General features: G+C 72.8%; 13 protein-coding genes. 6 read left to right on the top strand and 7 right to left on the bottom strand.

What is annotated here, in order from left to right; genetic code table 11:
- Window position 1: 1 nt before the first annotated feature.
- Together DFP74_RS31325 and DFP74_RS31320 are read left to right on the top strand one after the other, a co-directional pair.
- Window positions 2-322 (top strand): ATP/GTP-binding protein, encoded by a 321-nt coding sequence (locus DFP74_RS31325; RefSeq protein WP_199725833.1) that lies wholly within the window; start codon window positions 2-4, stop codon window positions 320-322.
- Window positions 323-357: 35 nt separating this feature from the next.
- Window positions 358-1,098 carry an alpha/beta hydrolase gene (locus tag DFP74_RS31320; protein ID WP_121187406.1) on the top strand — a complete coding sequence of 247 codons (741 nt, stop codon included), beginning with the start codon at window positions 358-360 and terminating at the stop codon, window positions 1,096-1,098.
- A gap of 121 nt (window positions 1,099-1,219) precedes the next feature.
- Here the strand turns inward: DFP74_RS31320 and DFP74_RS31315 are convergent, their stop codons facing one another.
- A complete protein-coding gene (locus DFP74_RS31315) occupies window positions 1,220-2,506 on the bottom strand; it encodes a DivIVA domain-containing protein (protein WP_121187403.1) in 1,287 nt (428 codons plus the stop codon).
- Between the two features lie 432 nt (window positions 2,507-2,938).
- The gene (gene mce, locus DFP74_RS31310) at window positions 2,939-3,403 is read right to left on the bottom strand and encodes a methylmalonyl-CoA epimerase (RefSeq protein WP_121187400.1); all 465 of its coding nucleotides are present in this window, start codon (window positions 3,401-3,403) and stop codon (window positions 2,939-2,941) included.
- A gap of 85 nt (window positions 3,404-3,488) precedes the next feature.
- Between mce and DFP74_RS31305 the strand changes: the two genes are divergently transcribed.
- Together DFP74_RS31305 and meaB are read left to right on the top strand one after the other, a co-directional pair.
- The gene (locus tag DFP74_RS31305; RefSeq protein ID WP_121187398.1) at window positions 3,489-4,676 is read left to right on the top strand and encodes an acetyl-CoA C-acetyltransferase; all 1,188 of its coding nucleotides are present in this window, start codon (window positions 3,489-3,491) and stop codon (window positions 4,674-4,676) included.
- Window positions 4,677-4,812: 136 nt separating this feature from the next.
- Window positions 4,813-5,766: a methylmalonyl Co-A mutase-associated GTPase MeaB gene (meaB, locus tag DFP74_RS31300; protein ID WP_121187396.1), complete on the top strand. Its 954-nt coding sequence runs from the start codon at window positions 4,813-4,815 to the stop codon at window positions 5,764-5,766.
- Window positions 5,767-5,882: 116 nt separating this feature from the next.
- Here meaB and DFP74_RS31295 read toward each other — a convergent pair whose 3' ends face one another.
- Window positions 5,883-7,829, bottom strand: coding sequence for a glycoside hydrolase family 18 chitinase (locus DFP74_RS31295; protein ID WP_121187394.1), 1,947 nt, complete (start codon window positions 7,827-7,829; stop codon window positions 5,883-5,885).
- A gap of 882 nt (window positions 7,830-8,711) precedes the next feature.
- Here DFP74_RS31295 and DFP74_RS31290 point away from each other — a divergent pair.
- Window positions 8,712-9,233 carry a MarR family transcriptional regulator gene (locus DFP74_RS31290; protein ID WP_121187392.1) on the top strand — a complete coding sequence of 174 codons (522 nt, stop codon included), beginning with the start codon at window positions 8,712-8,714 and terminating at the stop codon, window positions 9,231-9,233.
- Window positions 9,234-9,307: 74 nt separating this feature from the next.
- The gene (locus tag DFP74_RS31285) at window positions 9,308-11,038 is read left to right on the top strand and encodes a methylmalonyl-CoA mutase (RefSeq protein WP_121187391.1); all 1,731 of its coding nucleotides are present in this window, start codon (window positions 9,308-9,310) and stop codon (window positions 11,036-11,038) included.
- Between the two features lie 160 nt (window positions 11,039-11,198).
- Here DFP74_RS31285 and DFP74_RS31280 read toward each other — a convergent pair whose 3' ends face one another.
- From DFP74_RS31280 to DFP74_RS31265, 4 genes are read right to left on the bottom strand one after another with little or no spacing between them, the layout of a single operon-like run.
- Window positions 11,199-12,431 carry an ABC transporter permease gene (locus DFP74_RS31280; protein WP_233571247.1) on the bottom strand — a complete coding sequence of 411 codons (1,233 nt, stop codon included), beginning with the start codon at window positions 12,429-12,431 and terminating at the stop codon, window positions 11,199-11,201.
- Window positions 12,428-13,207 carry an ABC transporter ATP-binding protein gene (locus DFP74_RS31275; protein WP_121187389.1) on the bottom strand — a complete coding sequence of 260 codons (780 nt, stop codon included), beginning with the start codon at window positions 13,205-13,207 and terminating at the stop codon, window positions 12,428-12,430. The genes DFP74_RS31280 and DFP74_RS31275 overlap by 4 nt, the downstream gene beginning before the upstream one ends.
- The gene (locus tag DFP74_RS31270; RefSeq protein WP_121187387.1) at window positions 13,204-14,337 is read right to left on the bottom strand and encodes a peptidoglycan-binding protein; all 1,134 of its coding nucleotides are present in this window, start codon (window positions 14,335-14,337) and stop codon (window positions 13,204-13,206) included. Before DFP74_RS31270 ends, DFP74_RS31275 begins: the two co-directional genes overlap by 4 nt.
- Entirely contained in the window at window positions 14,334-14,831 is a 498-nt protein-coding gene (locus DFP74_RS31265) for a hypothetical protein (protein WP_121187385.1), read from the bottom strand. The genes DFP74_RS31270 and DFP74_RS31265 overlap by 4 nt, the downstream gene beginning before the upstream one ends.
- Window positions 14,832-14,834 lie beyond the last annotated feature (3 nt).

The following is a 14,834-nucleotide window of genomic DNA, read 5'->3' as shown; positions in this document are numbered from 1 at the left end:
CGTGAGCCCGCGCCGAAACTCCTCCCGTCGCCAGTCCCGCCGGAGCCGCGGATCGTCGAGCGGTCCCCCCGACGAGGACGCCCTCATGCTGCGCATCACCGGCGGCCAGCGCCGCGAGACCGGCGCCGACGGCGAGTGGGTGACCCGGCGCATCCCCGGCGCCGCGGCCACCAAGGTCTACCGCTGCCCCGGCTGCGTGCAGGAGATCCCCACCGGGATGCCGCACGTGGTGGCCTGGCGCCCCTACGGCGACGGCGGCGACCGCCGCCACTGGCACTCCTCCTGCTGGGACCGGCGCTCCCACCGCGCCCCCCGCTACTGACATCCGCCCGAGGACCATCCGGACACTGAGGAGCCATGGAGATTCGAGCCACCACGGTGCTGCCCGCCGTGCGACGCCCCGTCACCCTGCACACCGCCGACGGCCTGGAGCTGGTCGGTGAGCTCGCTCTGCCCGAGGGCCGCGACCCGGTGGCCACCCTGGTGTGCCTGCACCCGCTGCCCACGGCCGAGGGCATGATGGACAGCCACGTCCTGCGCAAGGCGTCCTTCCGGCTGCCGGCCCTGGCCGGCATCGCCGTGCTGCGCTTCAACACGCGCGGCACCACGTCGCGCCACGGCACCAGCCAGGGCGCGTTCGGCGACGGCGAGACCGAACGGCACGACGTGGTCGCGGCGATCGAGTTCACCGAGTTCGAGGGCCTGCCCGAACCGTGGCTGCTCGGGTGGTCGTTCGGCACCGAGCTGGCGCTCAAGTGGGGCTGCGATCCGCTGATCAAGGGCGCGCTGCTGCTCTCGCCCCCGCTGCACCGCGCCGACGAGTCGGACATGCGGGTGTGGGCGGAGTCCGGCAAGCCCGTGCTGGCACTGGTCCCCGAACACGACGAGTTCCTGCGCCCGGAGCAGGCCCACGAGCGCTTCAAGCCGCTCACGCAGGCCGAGGTGGTCGGCGTCGACGGCGCCAAGCACCTGTGGGTGGGCGAGCCCTACGTGCGGCGTGTGCTCGACGAGATCGTCCAGCGCGTGAACCCCGCCGCCCACCCCCTGCCCACCGAGTGGGACGGCCCCTACGAGAAGGACGTCCAGCCGCTGCGCTGAGGAGCCACGCGCCGGGCGCGGTGAACCGCCGGGCCGCGCACACGACACGAGGGGCCCGTTCTCGGAACGGGCCCCTCGTCGTGCACGCGCAGCGCTCAGCCGTCGGAGGACGGCCGGGACGCTACTCCTGCCACCAGTCCTCGTCGTCGCTGCCCTTGCCGGTGTGCGCGGGCTGCTTGGGCTCCTCCGGGGCGGGCTTGGCGACCGGCTCCGGCTGGGAGATGGCCGCGGGGGCCGGGGCCGGGGGAGCGGCCGGGGCGGGAGCGCCACCGCCACCCAGCAGCTGACGCAGCTGCTGCAGGTGCGACTGGATGCTGTCGCGCTGGGCGTTGAGCTCCTCGACCTCCTTGGTGGCGGCCGTCATGATCCGGTTGGCCTCGGACTTGGCGTCGGAGAGCTGGTGCTCGGCCTTCGACTTCGCCTCGGCCTCGATCTGGTTGGCGTTCTTCTTGGCGTTGTTGACCAGCTGCTTGGCGTGGTTCTCCGCGTCGCGGCGGGTCTGCTCGGCCTGCTGGCTGGCCTTGGTGGCACGCTGCTCGGCGCTGGCGGCGCGGTCCTCGGCCTCGCTGACCATCTTCTGCGTGGCGGCCTGGGCGGCGGCCAGACGCTCGGCGTCCTGGCGCTCGGCCTCGGCGCGGCGGTCGGCGAGCTGGAGCTCGAACTGGTCCTCGGCCTCGGTGCGGCGGGCCTCGGACTCGGCGTAGGCGCGGTCGGCGTTCTTGCGGAGCTCCTCGGCCTGGCTCTTGGCGGCCTGGATGGTCTCGTCGCGCTCGCGCTTGGCGGCGGCGCGCGCCTGGGCGCACTCGCGCTCGGTGGTGGTGCGCAGCTTGGCGATCTCGCCCTCGAAGGTCGCCCGCTTCTCGGCGATCTCGTGGTCGACGGCCGAGCGCTTCTTCTGCACCTCGCGCTCGGTGGTGGAGGTGAGCTCGTCGGCCTCACGGCGGGCCGTGGTGGAGATCTCCTCCGCCTCGGACTCGGCGGCCTGGCGCTGCTCGTCGGCCTCGCGCTGGGCGAGCGTGCGGACCTCGGTGGCCTCGGACTCGGCGGCGGCGCGCATCTCGGCGGCCTCGATCTTGGCGGCCGACTTGATGTCGTTGGCGTCGATCTGGGCGCTCTGGACGAGCTCGTTGGCCTGCTCCTCGGCCAGGCGCAGCAGCTCCTCGATCCGTGAGCCCAGACCGGCGTAGGACGGGCGCTCACGCTCCTGGAGCTGGCGGTTCTTCGCCTGGAGCTCGGCCTTGAACTTCTCGACCTGCTTGCTGGACTGCTTGGCCTCGTTGCGCAGACCCTCCAGGTAGTCCAGCACCTGGGTGCGGTCAAAGCCACGCAGCACCACGTCGAATTCTGGCGGGGTGTTGTCTTCGTCGAAGATGTTGTTGAGCTGGGTGTCAATGTTGTTTGACGACATGTGGCGGAATCCTGAACGGGTGCGAGACGGCTACTTGCATTCGGCCGAGGGTGGCGGGAGGGCGGCTGCTTCCACCCCCGTGGACGGTGCGGCGTCCGGTGGTGTGCGGACCTGGCGGTGGGCCGGGGCGACGGGACCGGTCACTCCCCGACCTCCTCCGTCCGCCGTGGGCGGGCACCGGTCGCTGTCACGACGCGGCTGCACGACGGCACTTCGACCCAGGCTCGACCACCGGGCGGCAAGACATGGACCAACGCCGGAATTCGGATCCGGCAGCTAGCCGACTTTATCAAGCGCCACACCCCTGGGAAGAGGGTTTCGGGTAACTTCCGGTGGGGGCGAAGGTCAAGGGTTCTCTGGGTGGTCAAGATGTGATGTGTCCGGAACGCCCTCGTGACGTTCCGTATCCGTGCGCCTGCGAGCGTACGCCCGCTACGGGCGCTCCGCGGCCTGGACGAGTTCGGTGAGGACGCCGCCGCAGTCCTTCGGGTGCAGGAACACGATGCTGGACCCGAGCGTGCCGTGCCGCGGCTCCTTGTCCAGCACGCGCACACCCTGCTCACCGACGCCCGCGGCGCTGGCCGCGACGTCACCGGTGCCGAAGGCGATGTGGTGGACGCCCTCGCCGTTGCGCTCCAGGAACTTGGCCACGGGGGAGTCGGGCCGGGTCGGTTCGAGGAGTTGCAGATAAGTGGCGCCGCCATCGTCGGTGCCGTTGATTCGGAGCATCGCCTCGCGCACGCCCTGTTCCTCGTTCACCTCCTCGTGCTCCACCGTGAAGCCGTACGTGGTGCGGTAGAACTCGATCGAGGCGTCGAGGTCGCGGCAGGCGATTCCGACGTGGTCGAGACGGGTGAGGCCGGAGAACGGGCTGATGGGATCAGGCGCGGAGCTCATGGTTGAACCTCCCGGAGTTCGACGAGGGCCGTGTGGGTATCGTGGCAGACCAGGTGCGTCACCGATCACATGGAGGCCAGTTACGATGCCCGGTTCCGTCATCGTCGGTGGGGCACGGACCCCGACCGGCCGACTCCTCGGCTCCCTCGCCGGGTTCTCCGCCGCAGACCTCGGCGGCTTCGCGATCAAGGCCGCGCTGGAGCGGGCCGGTATCAGCGGCGAACAGGTCGGATACGTGGTGATGGGACAGGTGCTGCAGGCCGGCGCCGGCCAGATCCCCTCCCGCCAGGCGGCCGTCAAGGCGGGCATCCCGATGAGCGTGCCCTCCGTGACCATCAACAAGGTGTGCCTGTCCGGCCTGGACGCGATCGCCCTCGCCGACCAGCTCATCGCCGCCGGCGAGTTCGACATCGTCGTCGCGGGCGGCATGGAGTCCATGACCAACGCCCCGCACCTGCTGCCCAAGTCGCGCAAGGGCTACAAGTACGGGTCCGTGGAGGTCCTGGACGCCACCGCGCACGACGGCCTCACCGACCCCTTCGAGGGCGACTCCATGGGGGCCGGCACCGAGCGGCACAACGCCAAGCTCGGCATCGGCCGCGAGGAGCAGGACGCCTTCGCCGCCCGCTCGCACCAGCGCGCCGCCGCCGCGGCGGCCGAGGGCCGCTTCGCCGAGGAGATCGTCCCGGTGGAGATCCCCCAGCGCAAGGGCGACCCGATCGTCTTCGACGCCGACGAGGGCATCCGCCCCGACACCACCGCCGAGGGCCTGGCCAAGCTGCGCCCGGCCTTCGACCGGGACGGCACCATCACCGCGGGCTCGTCCTCGCAGATCTCCGACGGCGCCGCCGCCGTGGTCGTGATGAGCCGCGCCAAGGCCGAGGAGCTCGGCGCCCCGGTCCTGGCCGAGATCGGCGCGCACGGCAACGTCGCCGGGCCCGACAACTCACTGCACTCCCAGCCCTCCAACGCCATCATGCACGCGCTGGGCAAGGCGGGCCGGTCCGTCGAGGACCTCGACCTGATCGAGATCAACGAGGCCTTCGCGGCCGTGGGCCTGCAGTCGGTGAAGGACCTGGGCGTGTCCGAGGACATCGTCAACGTCGACGGCGGCGCCATCGCCATCGGCCACCCGATCGGCGCCTCCGGCGCCCGCCTGGCCCTGCACCTGGTCACCGAGCTGCGCCGGCGCGGCGGCGGCCTCGGCGCCGCGGCCCTGTGCGGTGGCGGCGGCCAGGGCGACGCCCTGCTGTTCTCCGTCCCCGCCGAGTAGCCGGCGGGACACACGCGTTCGCGGGGCGGGGGGCCACGAGCCCTCCGCCCCGCCCGCGGGCGCGGGGGCACCGGCCCCGAGCCGGCGGCGCCGGAGATCCCGGCGCCCGCCGCGAGCACGTAGACGAAGGAGTTCGATGCACACCGCCCAACTGGTCGAACGGGTCCGCGACGGCGACCGCCGCGCGCTGGCCCGCGCCATCACGCTGGTGGAGAACGGGTCGCCCGAGCTGCGCGAGATCATGGCGGGCCTGGCGCCCCACACCGGGCGGGCCCGCGTGGTCGGGTTCACCGGTTCGCCCGGCGTGGGCAAGTCCACGACCACCAACGCCGTGGTGCGCGCCATCCGCGAGCGGGGGTCGAGCGTGGCGGTGCTGGCCATCGACCCGTCCTCGCCCTTCACCGGAGGCGCTCTGCTGGGCGACCGCGTGCGCATGCAGGAGCACGCCACGGACCCGGGCGTCTACATCCGCTCCATGGCCAACCGCGGCCACCTGGGCGGGCTGTCCTGGGCCACTCCGCACGCCCTGCGGGTCCTGGACGCGGCCGGGTTCGACGTGATCCTGGTGGAGACCGTGGGCGTGGGCCAGGCCGAGGTCGAGATCGCCGGCGAGGCCGACACCACCGTGGTGCTGTGCGCGCCGGGCATGGGCGACTCCGTGCAGGCGGCCAAGGCGGGCGTGCTGGAGGTCGCCGACGTGTTCGCCGTGAACAAGGCCGACCGCGACGGCGCCCGGGTGACGCTGCGGGAGCTGCGCCAGATGGTCGCCATGGTCGACCGCACCGACGAGGAGTGGAAGCCGCCGATCGTCATGACCGTCGCGGCCAAGGACGAGGGCGTCGACGAGCTGTGGGCGCGGGTGGAGGAGCACTACGCCCACCTGGAGGCGGGCGGCGAGCTCGCGGAGCGCCGCCGGGCCCGCGCCCGGGGGGAGATCCAGGCGATCGCCCTGGAGCGGCTGCGCTCGCGCCTGGGCGACGTGGGCGCCGACGGCGGGATCGACACCCTGGCCCGGGACGTGGCCGAGGGGCGCCACGACCCCTACACCGCCGCCGACCTGCTGCTGAAGGAACTGGGAACCGAGGACTGAGGCGGGCCGGCGCCCCCGCAGTCGCTGTCTGCCCGCAGGGGTCGGGCCGACGCGGAGCGGGGTTCCGCGTCGGCCCGGGCGGGCGGCGTCCTGGGGCGTCCTGGGGACGCCGTGGATCAGTCGGCCAGCGCGCCGTCGATGGCGGTCATGAGGCTGCCGGCGGCGTCGTCGCCGTCGACGGACCAGATCATCACGCCGCCGAGGCCGTTGGCCTGCGCCCAGTCGGTCTTCTGGGTCATCGACGTCTCGTCGTCATAGGTCCAGAACGTGGTGCCGTCGTAGAGCCAGGCCGTTCCCGCGGCGTCGTCCCGGTACAGGTCGAAGCCGGGCAGGTCCTTGACCACCTTCCAGTCGTCGATGCCCTGCTCGTAGGTGCCGCCCGAGGGGCCGGTGCCGGTCTGGAAGAGCCCGTTCCCGTCGGGTCCGGCGGGAACGCCCGTCCAGCCCCGGCTGTAGAACGGCACGCCCAGCAGCATGTCGTCCGGGCTCACACCGTGGTCGAGGTAGGCCTGGATGGTCGTCTCCGTGGAGTACACGTCCGGACCCGGGTCGCCCGGCGTCTCCACCAGGTTGGACTGGTGGTTGGCGATGTCCTCCCAGCCGCCGTGGTAGTCGTACCCCTGCACCGTGATGAAGTCGAAGTTGGGCATGAGCCGGTCCAGCTCGAAGCCCAGGTCGATCTTCTCCGGGTCGGCGGGCATGAACGAGGTCAGCTCGTACTGGCGACCGGTCTCGGCCTCCAGGGCGTCCATCTGGTCGCGGAACTCCTGGACCAGGGCGGTGAAGTTCTCCCGGTCCTCGGGGCGCACGGTGTTGTGCTCGTGTCCGGCGGAGGCGGGCCACTCCCAGTCGAGGTCGATGCCGTCGAAGACGCCCTCGGCCGAGCCCGGGCCGCCCGCGCCGTCGAAGAGCGGCAGGTTGCCGCGCAGGTACTGGTCGATGCAGGAGGAGACCATCCGCTCGCGCGACTCCGCGGTCAGGGCCGCGTCGGAGAAGTGCTCGGACCAGGTCCAGCCGCCCAGGGACAGGTTGACCTTCAGGTCCGGGTACAGCTCCTTGAGCTCGCGCAGCTGGTTGAAGTTGCCGCGCAGGTCCTGGTCCCAGGTGTCGCCCACGCCGTCGACGCTCTGGTCGGCGGTGAAGGAGCGCCCGTAGTCGGCCCAGGCGTCGCCCTGGCCCTCCTGGTTGGCCATGAAGCACTCGCCGTTGGCGTTGATGTTGCCGAAGGCGTAGTTGATGTGCGTGAGCTTCTCCGCGGTGCCGGAGGTCTCCAGGTTCCGGACCAGGTAGCCGCGGTCGTAGATGCCCCACTGGGTGAAGTAGGCCACCCGGCGCTCGTCCACCGGGGTGCCGGTGCCGGCCTCGTCGGTGGTGGCGGTGACCGGTCCGCTCTCCGGCCCCCGGTTGTTGGAGGAGTCGTAGGCGCGAACGGTGAAGGTGTACTCGGTCACGGGGTCCAGGCCGGTCACGGTCGCGGTGGTTCCGCTCACCGCGCGCACGACCTCGCCGCCGGAGAGCACCTCGTAGCCGGCGACGGCGACGTCGTCGGTGGCCGCGCCCCACTCCAGGGAGACCGTGCTGGAGGTGGTGCCCGTGACGGTCGGGTCGGACGGTGCGCCGGGCGCCTCGGTGTCGGGGGTCCCGGGCTCACCGGAGCACGAGCCGCCGTTGAGGGAGCAGTCGACGGGAGCGGTCTCCCCGCCGGAGTGGGTGCCGTTCCAGCCGATGGAGTACGCGCCGCCGGCGGGCACGCTCGCGCCCCAGCTGGGGGCGGAGATCGTGTGGGTGCCGCCCGAGGTGGTGTGGGCGGCGTTCCACAGGCTGGTGATGGTGGTGCCCTCGGGGAGGGTGAGTTCGATGGTCCAGTCGTCGAGCGCGGCGTCGGAGCCGTTGTCGATGGTGAGCTGGCCGCCGTAGCCGCTGTCCCAGCGGCTGGTCTCGACGTAGGTCACGGTGATGCCGGTGGTGTCGGCCGCGGCGGGGGTGGCCGCCAGGCCCACGGGGGCGATGAGGGCGGCCGCGGCGAGGGCCGCCAGCCGGGTCCTGAGTCGTGCTGCTCTCACGTGGGGGTCTCCTGGTACGTGAGCGGATGCGGGGGACCCCGGGGCGCCAGATTGCCGGTGGCGTCGGGGGAGGGGTGTGCGTCCGAAGGTGCGGCGGGTGCTCCGCGGGACGGTCGGTCGTGAACGTCCTCGTGCGGGCCAGGCCGTGGCGGCCCGGCTCCGGGTCGGAGCCGACAGGGGAGCGGGGCGGTGCTCGGGAGCGCGGACGTGGTGGGGGCGGCAACGTTCCTCCGGTGGGGAGGTCGGGTGTCCGGGACTGGGGGTGGACCGGTACCTGCACCGGGCCGGGAGCGGGGGGAGGGGGAGGGGCCGGGCTGGTGGGCCGGGAGTGGGGGTGAGGGCCGGCCCGGACCGTCGCACATCGGTCCGGGCCGGCCCCGGCGGCGGTGCTCCCCGGATCAGAGCACCGACACCGCCCGGGCCGGGGTGACCGGACCGGGGTCTGGGGGGTCAGGAGGCGGTCAGGAGGTGCCTGACGCCTCTGACGTGGGACTATTAATTTTTAGGAAACTTAACTAATAATTACGGGTCGCGTCAACGCCCTCACGCGGGTTTTCCGAGCCCGCGTCGCCCCCGGATCGGACCAGTCGAGTTGGCGGGGTAGACCAGTGCTTGATCGACGGGTTGTCCCCTTGTGGCCACGTGAAAACCTTGAGTTCTCGCTTGGAGAGTGTTAAAGCGCGTTCGTTGGGCGGGCCGGTGGCGTCGGTGGCGCCTGCTATGCGCTCTCACCGAGTCCGGAGTTCGGTCCGTGCGGGACGACCCGGCGTTCGGCGCCCTGCGACGGCTCGACGTGTGAGGGTGGTGGCCCGTCCGTCCGCGCGGCGGCTCCCGGGAGAGGGTGGGAGACGGGCGGACTAGAGTGACGGCGTGGGAAACCCGTTGAATCTTCCGTTCGACCCGATCGAGCGCGCACACGAGAACTGGACGCACCGCTGGGGGGCCTCGCCCGCCATGGCGGCCGTCACCTCCGTCATGCGTGCGCAGCAGATCCTGATCGGTGAGCTGGACGGCGCCCTCAAGCCGTTCGGCCTGACCTTCGCCCGCTACGAGGCGCTGGTCCTGCTCACCTTCAGCTCCACCGGCGCGCTGCCGCTGGGCAAGATCGGCGAGCGCCTCATGGTGCACCCGACCAGCGTCACCAACACCATCGACCGGCTGGAGGGGCAGGGCTTCGTGCGCCGCCTCCCCAACCCGAGCGACGGTCGCGGCGTGCTGGCCGAGATCACCGACACCGGTCGCGAGGTCACCGAGCAGGCGACGCAGGCCCTGTTGGGCATGGAGTTCGGTCTGAGCTGCTACTCCGACGACGAGCTCTGGCGCATGCACGAGATGTTCACCCGGCTCAGGGTGGACTTCGGCGACTTCCCCGAACCCGTCGCGGGATCCGCCGAGCGGAGCTGAGGCCCCTCGCCACTCCGGGCGGGCCAGGGGTTCCGCCTCTGTACATCATTAGTTGGACGTCCTACTATCTGGGTATGGCGAACACCACGAGCGACCCCTCCAACGGCGGCGGGGCCGAGGACATCGAGGCCGGGCGCGAGCGCTGGCAGCGCCGCTACGACGCCGCGCGCAAGCGGGACGCCGACTTCACGTCCCTGTCCGGGCGCCCCCTGGAGCCGGCCTACGGGCCGCGTCCGGGCGCCGAGGTCCCCGGTTTCGAGCGCATCGGCTGGCCGGGCGAGTACCCCTACACACGCGGCCTGTACCCCACCGGCTACCGGGGCAGGGCCTGGACCATCCGGCAGTTCGCCGGCTTCGGCAACGCGCGCCAGACCAACGAGCGCTACAAGATGATCCTCGCCAACGGCGGCGGCGGACTCTCCGTGGCCTTCGACATGCCCACCCTCATGGGCTACGACTCGGACGCGCCGCAGGCACTGGGCGAGGTCGGGCACTGCGGTGTGGCCATCGACTCGGTCGCCGACATGGACCTGCTCTTCGACGGCATCCCGCTGGGCGAGACCACCACGTCGATGACGATCAGCGGCCCGGCCATCCCCGCGTTCTGCATGTACCTGGTCGCCGCCGAGCGCCAGGGCGTGGACATCCGCACGCTCAACGGCACGCTCCAGACCGACATCTTCAAGGAGTACATCGCCCAGAAGGAGTGGCTGTACCCGCCCGAGCCGCACCTGCGGCTCATCGGCGACCTGATGGAGTACTGCGCCGAGCACATCCCGGCCTTCAAACCGCTCTCGGTGTCCGGATACCACATCCGCGAGGCGGGGGCCACGGCCGCGCAGGAACTGGCCTACACGCTGGCCGACGGGTTCGGGTACGTGGAGCTGGGCCTCTCGCGCGGGCTGGACGTCGACCGGTTCGCGCCGGGCCTGTCGTTCTTCTTCGACGCCCACATCGACTTCTTCGAGGAGATCGCCAAGTTCCGCGCCGCCCGCCGGATCTGGGCGCGGTGGATCCGCGACACCTACGGGGCCACGAGCGAGAAGGCCCAGTGGCTGCGGTTCCACACACAGACCGCGGGGGTGTCGCTCACCGCGCAGCAGCCGTACAACAACGTGGTGCGCACGGCCGTGGAGGCGCTCGCCGCCGTGCTCGGCGGGACCAACTCCCTGCACACCAACGCGCTCGACGAGACCCTCGCCCTGCCCACCGAGCAGTCGGCGGAGATCGCGCTGCGCACCCAGCAGGTCCTCATGGAGGAGACCGGCGTCGTCAACGTCGCCGACCCGCTGGGCGGCTCGTGGTACCTGGAGGCGCTCACCGACGAGATCGAGGCGGAGGCGGAGAAGATCTTCGCCCACATCCTGCGGATGGGCGGAGACCGGGACGCCGAGCACACGATCGGCCCGATGACCTCGGGGATCCTGGCGGGGATAGAGAACGGCTACTTCAGCTCCGAGATCGCCGAGTCGGCCTTCCAGTACCAGCAGGCGCTGGAGAAGGGCGACAAGCGCATCGTCGGTGTCAACTGCCACACCAGCACCGTCTCCGGTGAGCTGGACATCCTCAAGATCAGCCACGAGGTGGAGCACGAGCAGAAGAGGGTGCTCACGCGGCGCCGGAGCGAGCGCGACGGCGCCGCCGTGGACCAGGCCCTGGCCCGGCTCCTGGAGGGCGTGCGCGCCGACGACGGGAACCTGATCCCGCTCATCATGGACGCCGCCCGCGCCGAGGCCTCCCTCGGTGAGATCTGCGCCACCATGGGCGAGGAGTTCGGGACCTACACGGAGGACCCGCGGTTCTGACCGCTGCCCGGCACGCGGCGGCCCGCCACCCCTCGCGGGGGTGGCGGGCCGCTTCACGTGCGGCGCGCAGCGGTCCGGACGCGTCGAGCCCTCGCGGCGCCCACGGCGCCCGCCGTGCCCGGCGCGTACGCCCGCGCTCCGGTCAGAGGACCGACCCGGCTCAGCCGGCGCCGAGGGCCTCCGTGGGACGCAGGGCCGCGGCGCGCATGGCGGGCAGGAGCCCGGCCACCGCGCCGATCAGCACGGTGGCCGCCACCGCGCCCGCGGCCGCCCACCAGGGCAGGACCACCGGCCAGCCGCGCAGGAGCGCGTAGCCGGCGGTGGCCAGGCCGCCCAGCACGACCCCGAACACACCGCCCAGGGCGGACAGCGTCATCGCCTCCACCAGGAACTGGGCACGGACGTCGCGCCGGGTGGCGCCCAGGGCACGGCGCAGACCGATCTCGCCCCGGCGCTCCAGCACCGAGATCACCATCGTGTTGGCCACCCCCACCCCGCCCACGAGCAGGGCCACGGCGCCCAGTCCGAGCAACAGTCCCTGGAAGGTCTGGTCCGCGGCCCGCTGCGCCTCCAACGCGTCCGAGGGCCGGGAGACCTCGACCTGGTTCGGGTGCTCGGGGTCGGCGTTGCGGCCGACCTCGTCCCGGACCCGTTCCACCTGGTCCGGGACGACCCGCACGTACACGGTGGAGGCCTCGCCCCGCGCCCCCAACAGCTCCTCGGCGGCCCGCTGCCCCACCAGAGCGGCATTCTCCAGCTCCGGCGCCAACTCCACCCGGTCCAGCACCCCGACCACGGAGAAGTAGGTGTCGCCGATGAGCACGAGGGTGTCCGGTGTGATCCGCGTGATGCCCAGGCGCTCGGCCGCCGAGGGACCGAGCACGACCGCGGGGTGCTCGCTCGTGGCCGCGTTCAGCCATGAGCCCTCCGCCACCCGCGTGCGGACCGTCTCCAGCAGGTCGAGGTCGACCCCGTAGACGCCGATCCCGCCCGACTCGGCGCTCGGCACGAGGTCGCTGCGGTAGACGTGCGTCCCGCTCACCGACTCCACCTGCGAGGTGTGCTCGACCTCCGGCATCCGGTCGATCCGCCCCCGCGCCTCCTCGGGGAGGGTGGCCGTGCCGCCGAACAGGTCGCTGCCGGGGCCGACGGTCACGAGGTTGGTGCCCAGCCGCGCGATCCGCTGGTCCAGCTCGGCCTGGCCGGAGGAGGACACCCCCACCACCGCGACCATCGCCGCGATCCCGATGGCGATCCCCAGCGCCGAGAGCACCACGCGGGTCGGGCGCGCCCGCAGCCCGCTCGCCCCCGTGCGCAGCCGGTCCGCCGGCGAGAGCCGGGCGGGACGCGGCTGCTCACGGCGCCGCCGCCACCGTTCGATCGGCCCGCTCACCGGAGTCCCCCCGCCCGGAGGCGGCCACCGGGCGCCTCGGTGGTCCCGGCCGCCTCGGCCGCCCCGGGGGCCGTCCCGGCCGCCGCGGCCCTCGCGGAGCCCGCCGGGGCGGCGGAGTCGGTGACGATCCGGCCGTCCCGGACCTCCACGCGCCGGGGCAGCCCGGCGGCGAGCTCGCGGTCGTGCGTGATCACCACGACCGTCACCCCCTGCCCGTGCAGCTCCTCCAGGACCCGCATCACGGCCGTACCGGACGCCGTGTCCAAGGCGCCCGTCGGTTCGTCGGCGAGCAGCAGCGGCGGCGCCCCGACGACGGCCCTGGCGATGGCCACGCGCTGCTTCTGCCCGCCGGAGAGCTCGTGCGGCCGGTGGCGGGCCCGGTCGGCCAGCCCCACCCCGTCCAGGGCCCGCAGCGCCCGCCGCACCCGCTCCCGGGCCGGGACGCCCGTGTACAGCAGGCCGTCGGCCACGTTGTCCACGGCGCACACGTTGGCCGCCAGATGGAACTGCTGGAACACGAAGCCGATCGAGCGCGCCCGGAGCGCGGACAGCTGGTCGTCGGTCAGCGCACCCACGTCGTGGCCGAACACGCGTACCGTGCCCGAGGTCGGCGCGTCCAGCGTGCCGAGCAGGTTGAGCAGGGTGGACTTGCCCGACCCCGAGGGGCCCACGATCGCGAGCATCTCACCGCGGTCGATCCGCAGGTCCACCCCGTCCAGGGCCCGCACCCCGCCGGGGTAGTGGCGGCTCACCCCGGTGAACTCCACGGCGCTCATTCGGGGACCACCACCTCGGTGCCCGCGTCGATCCCGTCGCCGGAGACCTCCACCAGGCCGTCGGAGAACCATCCGGTCTCCACCGGGACGTCCTCGACGGTGCCGTCCCCGGACACGACCGACACCCCGTACCCGCCGCCGGGCAGGGCGATGAGCGCGCCCACCGGGGCGGTGAGCACGTCCTCGCGCGACTCCCCGCGGGCCAGGACGGTGACCGGCGCCTGGTCGAGGAAACCCTCCCCGTCCTCCGGCAGGGCGATCACGACCTCCACGGTCGGATCCTCGCCGCCGCCCGTCCCCGGCTCCTCTTCCTCCTCCGACCGCACGACCGTGCCCACGGACTCCACCTCGCCGTCGGCCCGCGTGCCGTCCGGCATCTCGACGGTCACCTCGTCGCCCTCGGCCACCAGGTCGCGGTCGCCGACCTCCAGGTCCACCCGGACGACGCGGCGGGTGGCGGCTGTGGTGAGCAGCGGCGTTCCCGGCGCGACGCCGGTGCCGACCGCCGCCTCGTGCCCGGTCACCCGGACGGGGCCGGGGGAGTACCAGATCCGCTCGGGGCCGACCGTGCCGGTGGCCTCCACGCCCTCGGTGTCCTCCTGCCAGCGCCTGACCGCCTCGGCGGTCAGCCACGTGTACTCGTCGTCGACGGTGAAGCCCCCGTACCCCAGCTCCGCCAGGGCCTGTTCGAACCGGCGCACGTCCGCTCCCTCGACGCCGGGCTCCAGCGTCCGGTAGGCGGGCGTGTCGCCTCGGAGCAGGAGGACGGGGGCGCCGTCGACCTCCCAGGCCCGCTGCCCGGCCGAGAGCTCGGTGCCCACCTCCGGCAGCCAGGTGAGGACCCCGTCGGAGCGGGAGAAGAAGGAACCGCCCTCCTCGTACCCGAGGGTCCCGTCCAGGCTCTCCTCCCGGAGCAGGGTCGCGTACTCCAGCGTGGCGGTCGCCGCCGGGGCGGCGGACTCCTCCTCCTGGGCGCCGCCCGGCCACCCCCACACCGTCACGGCCGCCCCCGCGCACAGCACCGCCAGGGTGAGCAGGGCCGCGAACAGCCACCGCAGGCCCCGGGCCCCGCGCCGGCGCGGCGGGTCCTGATCCGTTCCGTCCCGCACCGGGAGCGTGTCCGCGCTCACGAGTCGCCCTCTCCGCGGTCGACGGTCACGCCGCCCCCGCCGGCGCCCTCGGTACAGGCCGAGACCGCCGCCATGTGCTCGTCGTCGCCCGGCTCGATGGGCAGCGCCAGGCCCTTCCCGCGCTCGGGATCCTCGACGTCGAGGCCGTGCTCCCGCAGGCACTCGGCCATCCGCAGGTCGGCTTCGAACATCTCCTCCTCCGAGGGGGCGTTCTCGTCCACGGGAAGCAGTTCCTCGCACTCCTCCATCGCCGCCAGGGACTCCTCGTCGTCCGGGTCCATCGCCGGAAGGGAGATCATCCCGCCCTCGCCGTCGGGGTCGGGCATGTCGAAGCCCTGGTCGCGCATGCAGGCGGCGAAGTCGATCATCGCCTCCTCCATCGAGACCTCCTCCTGCCCCTCGTCGGCCGCGGTGTCCCCGCCGAGGACCCCGCAGCCGGTGAGCAGTAGTCCGGCCGCCGCGGCGGCCACGGCCGTGAGCGTCAGCGCGCGCATGTC

This window comes from Nocardiopsis sp. Huas11, assembly GCF_003634495.1.
Classification (GTDB): Bacteria; Actinomycetota; Actinomycetes; order Streptosporangiales; family Streptosporangiaceae; genus Nocardiopsis.
This window is presented reverse-complemented; position numbering and strand designations above follow the sequence as displayed.

Excerpts from the sequence above, each read along its gene's own strand:
- DFP74_RS31320 (WP_121187406.1), top strand. The coding sequence starts at position 358 with ATGGAGATTCGAGCCACCACGGTGCTGCCCGCCGTGCGACGCCCCGTC.
- DFP74_RS31315 (WP_121187403.1), bottom strand. The coding sequence starts at position 2,506 with ATGTCGTCAAACAACATTGACACCCAGCTCAACAACATCTTCGACGAA.
- mce (WP_121187400.1), bottom strand. The coding sequence starts at position 3,403 with ATGAGCTCCGCGCCTGATCCCATCAGCCCGTTCTCCGGCCTCACCCGT.
- DFP74_RS31305 (WP_121187398.1), top strand. The coding sequence starts at position 3,489 with ATGCCCGGTTCCGTCATCGTCGGTGGGGCACGGACCCCGACCGGCCGA.
- meaB (WP_121187396.1), top strand. The coding sequence starts at position 4,813 with ATGCACACCGCCCAACTGGTCGAACGGGTCCGCGACGGCGACCGCCGC.
- DFP74_RS31285 (WP_121187391.1), top strand. The coding sequence starts at position 9,308 with ATGGCGAACACCACGAGCGACCCCTCCAACGGCGGCGGGGCCGAGGAC.
- DFP74_RS31275 (WP_121187389.1), bottom strand. The coding sequence starts at position 13,207 with ATGAGCGCCGTGGAGTTCACCGGGGTGAGCCGCCACTACCCCGGCGGG.
- DFP74_RS31265 (WP_121187385.1), bottom strand. The coding sequence starts at position 14,831 with ATGCGCGCGCTGACGCTCACGGCCGTGGCCGCCGCGGCGGCCGGACTA.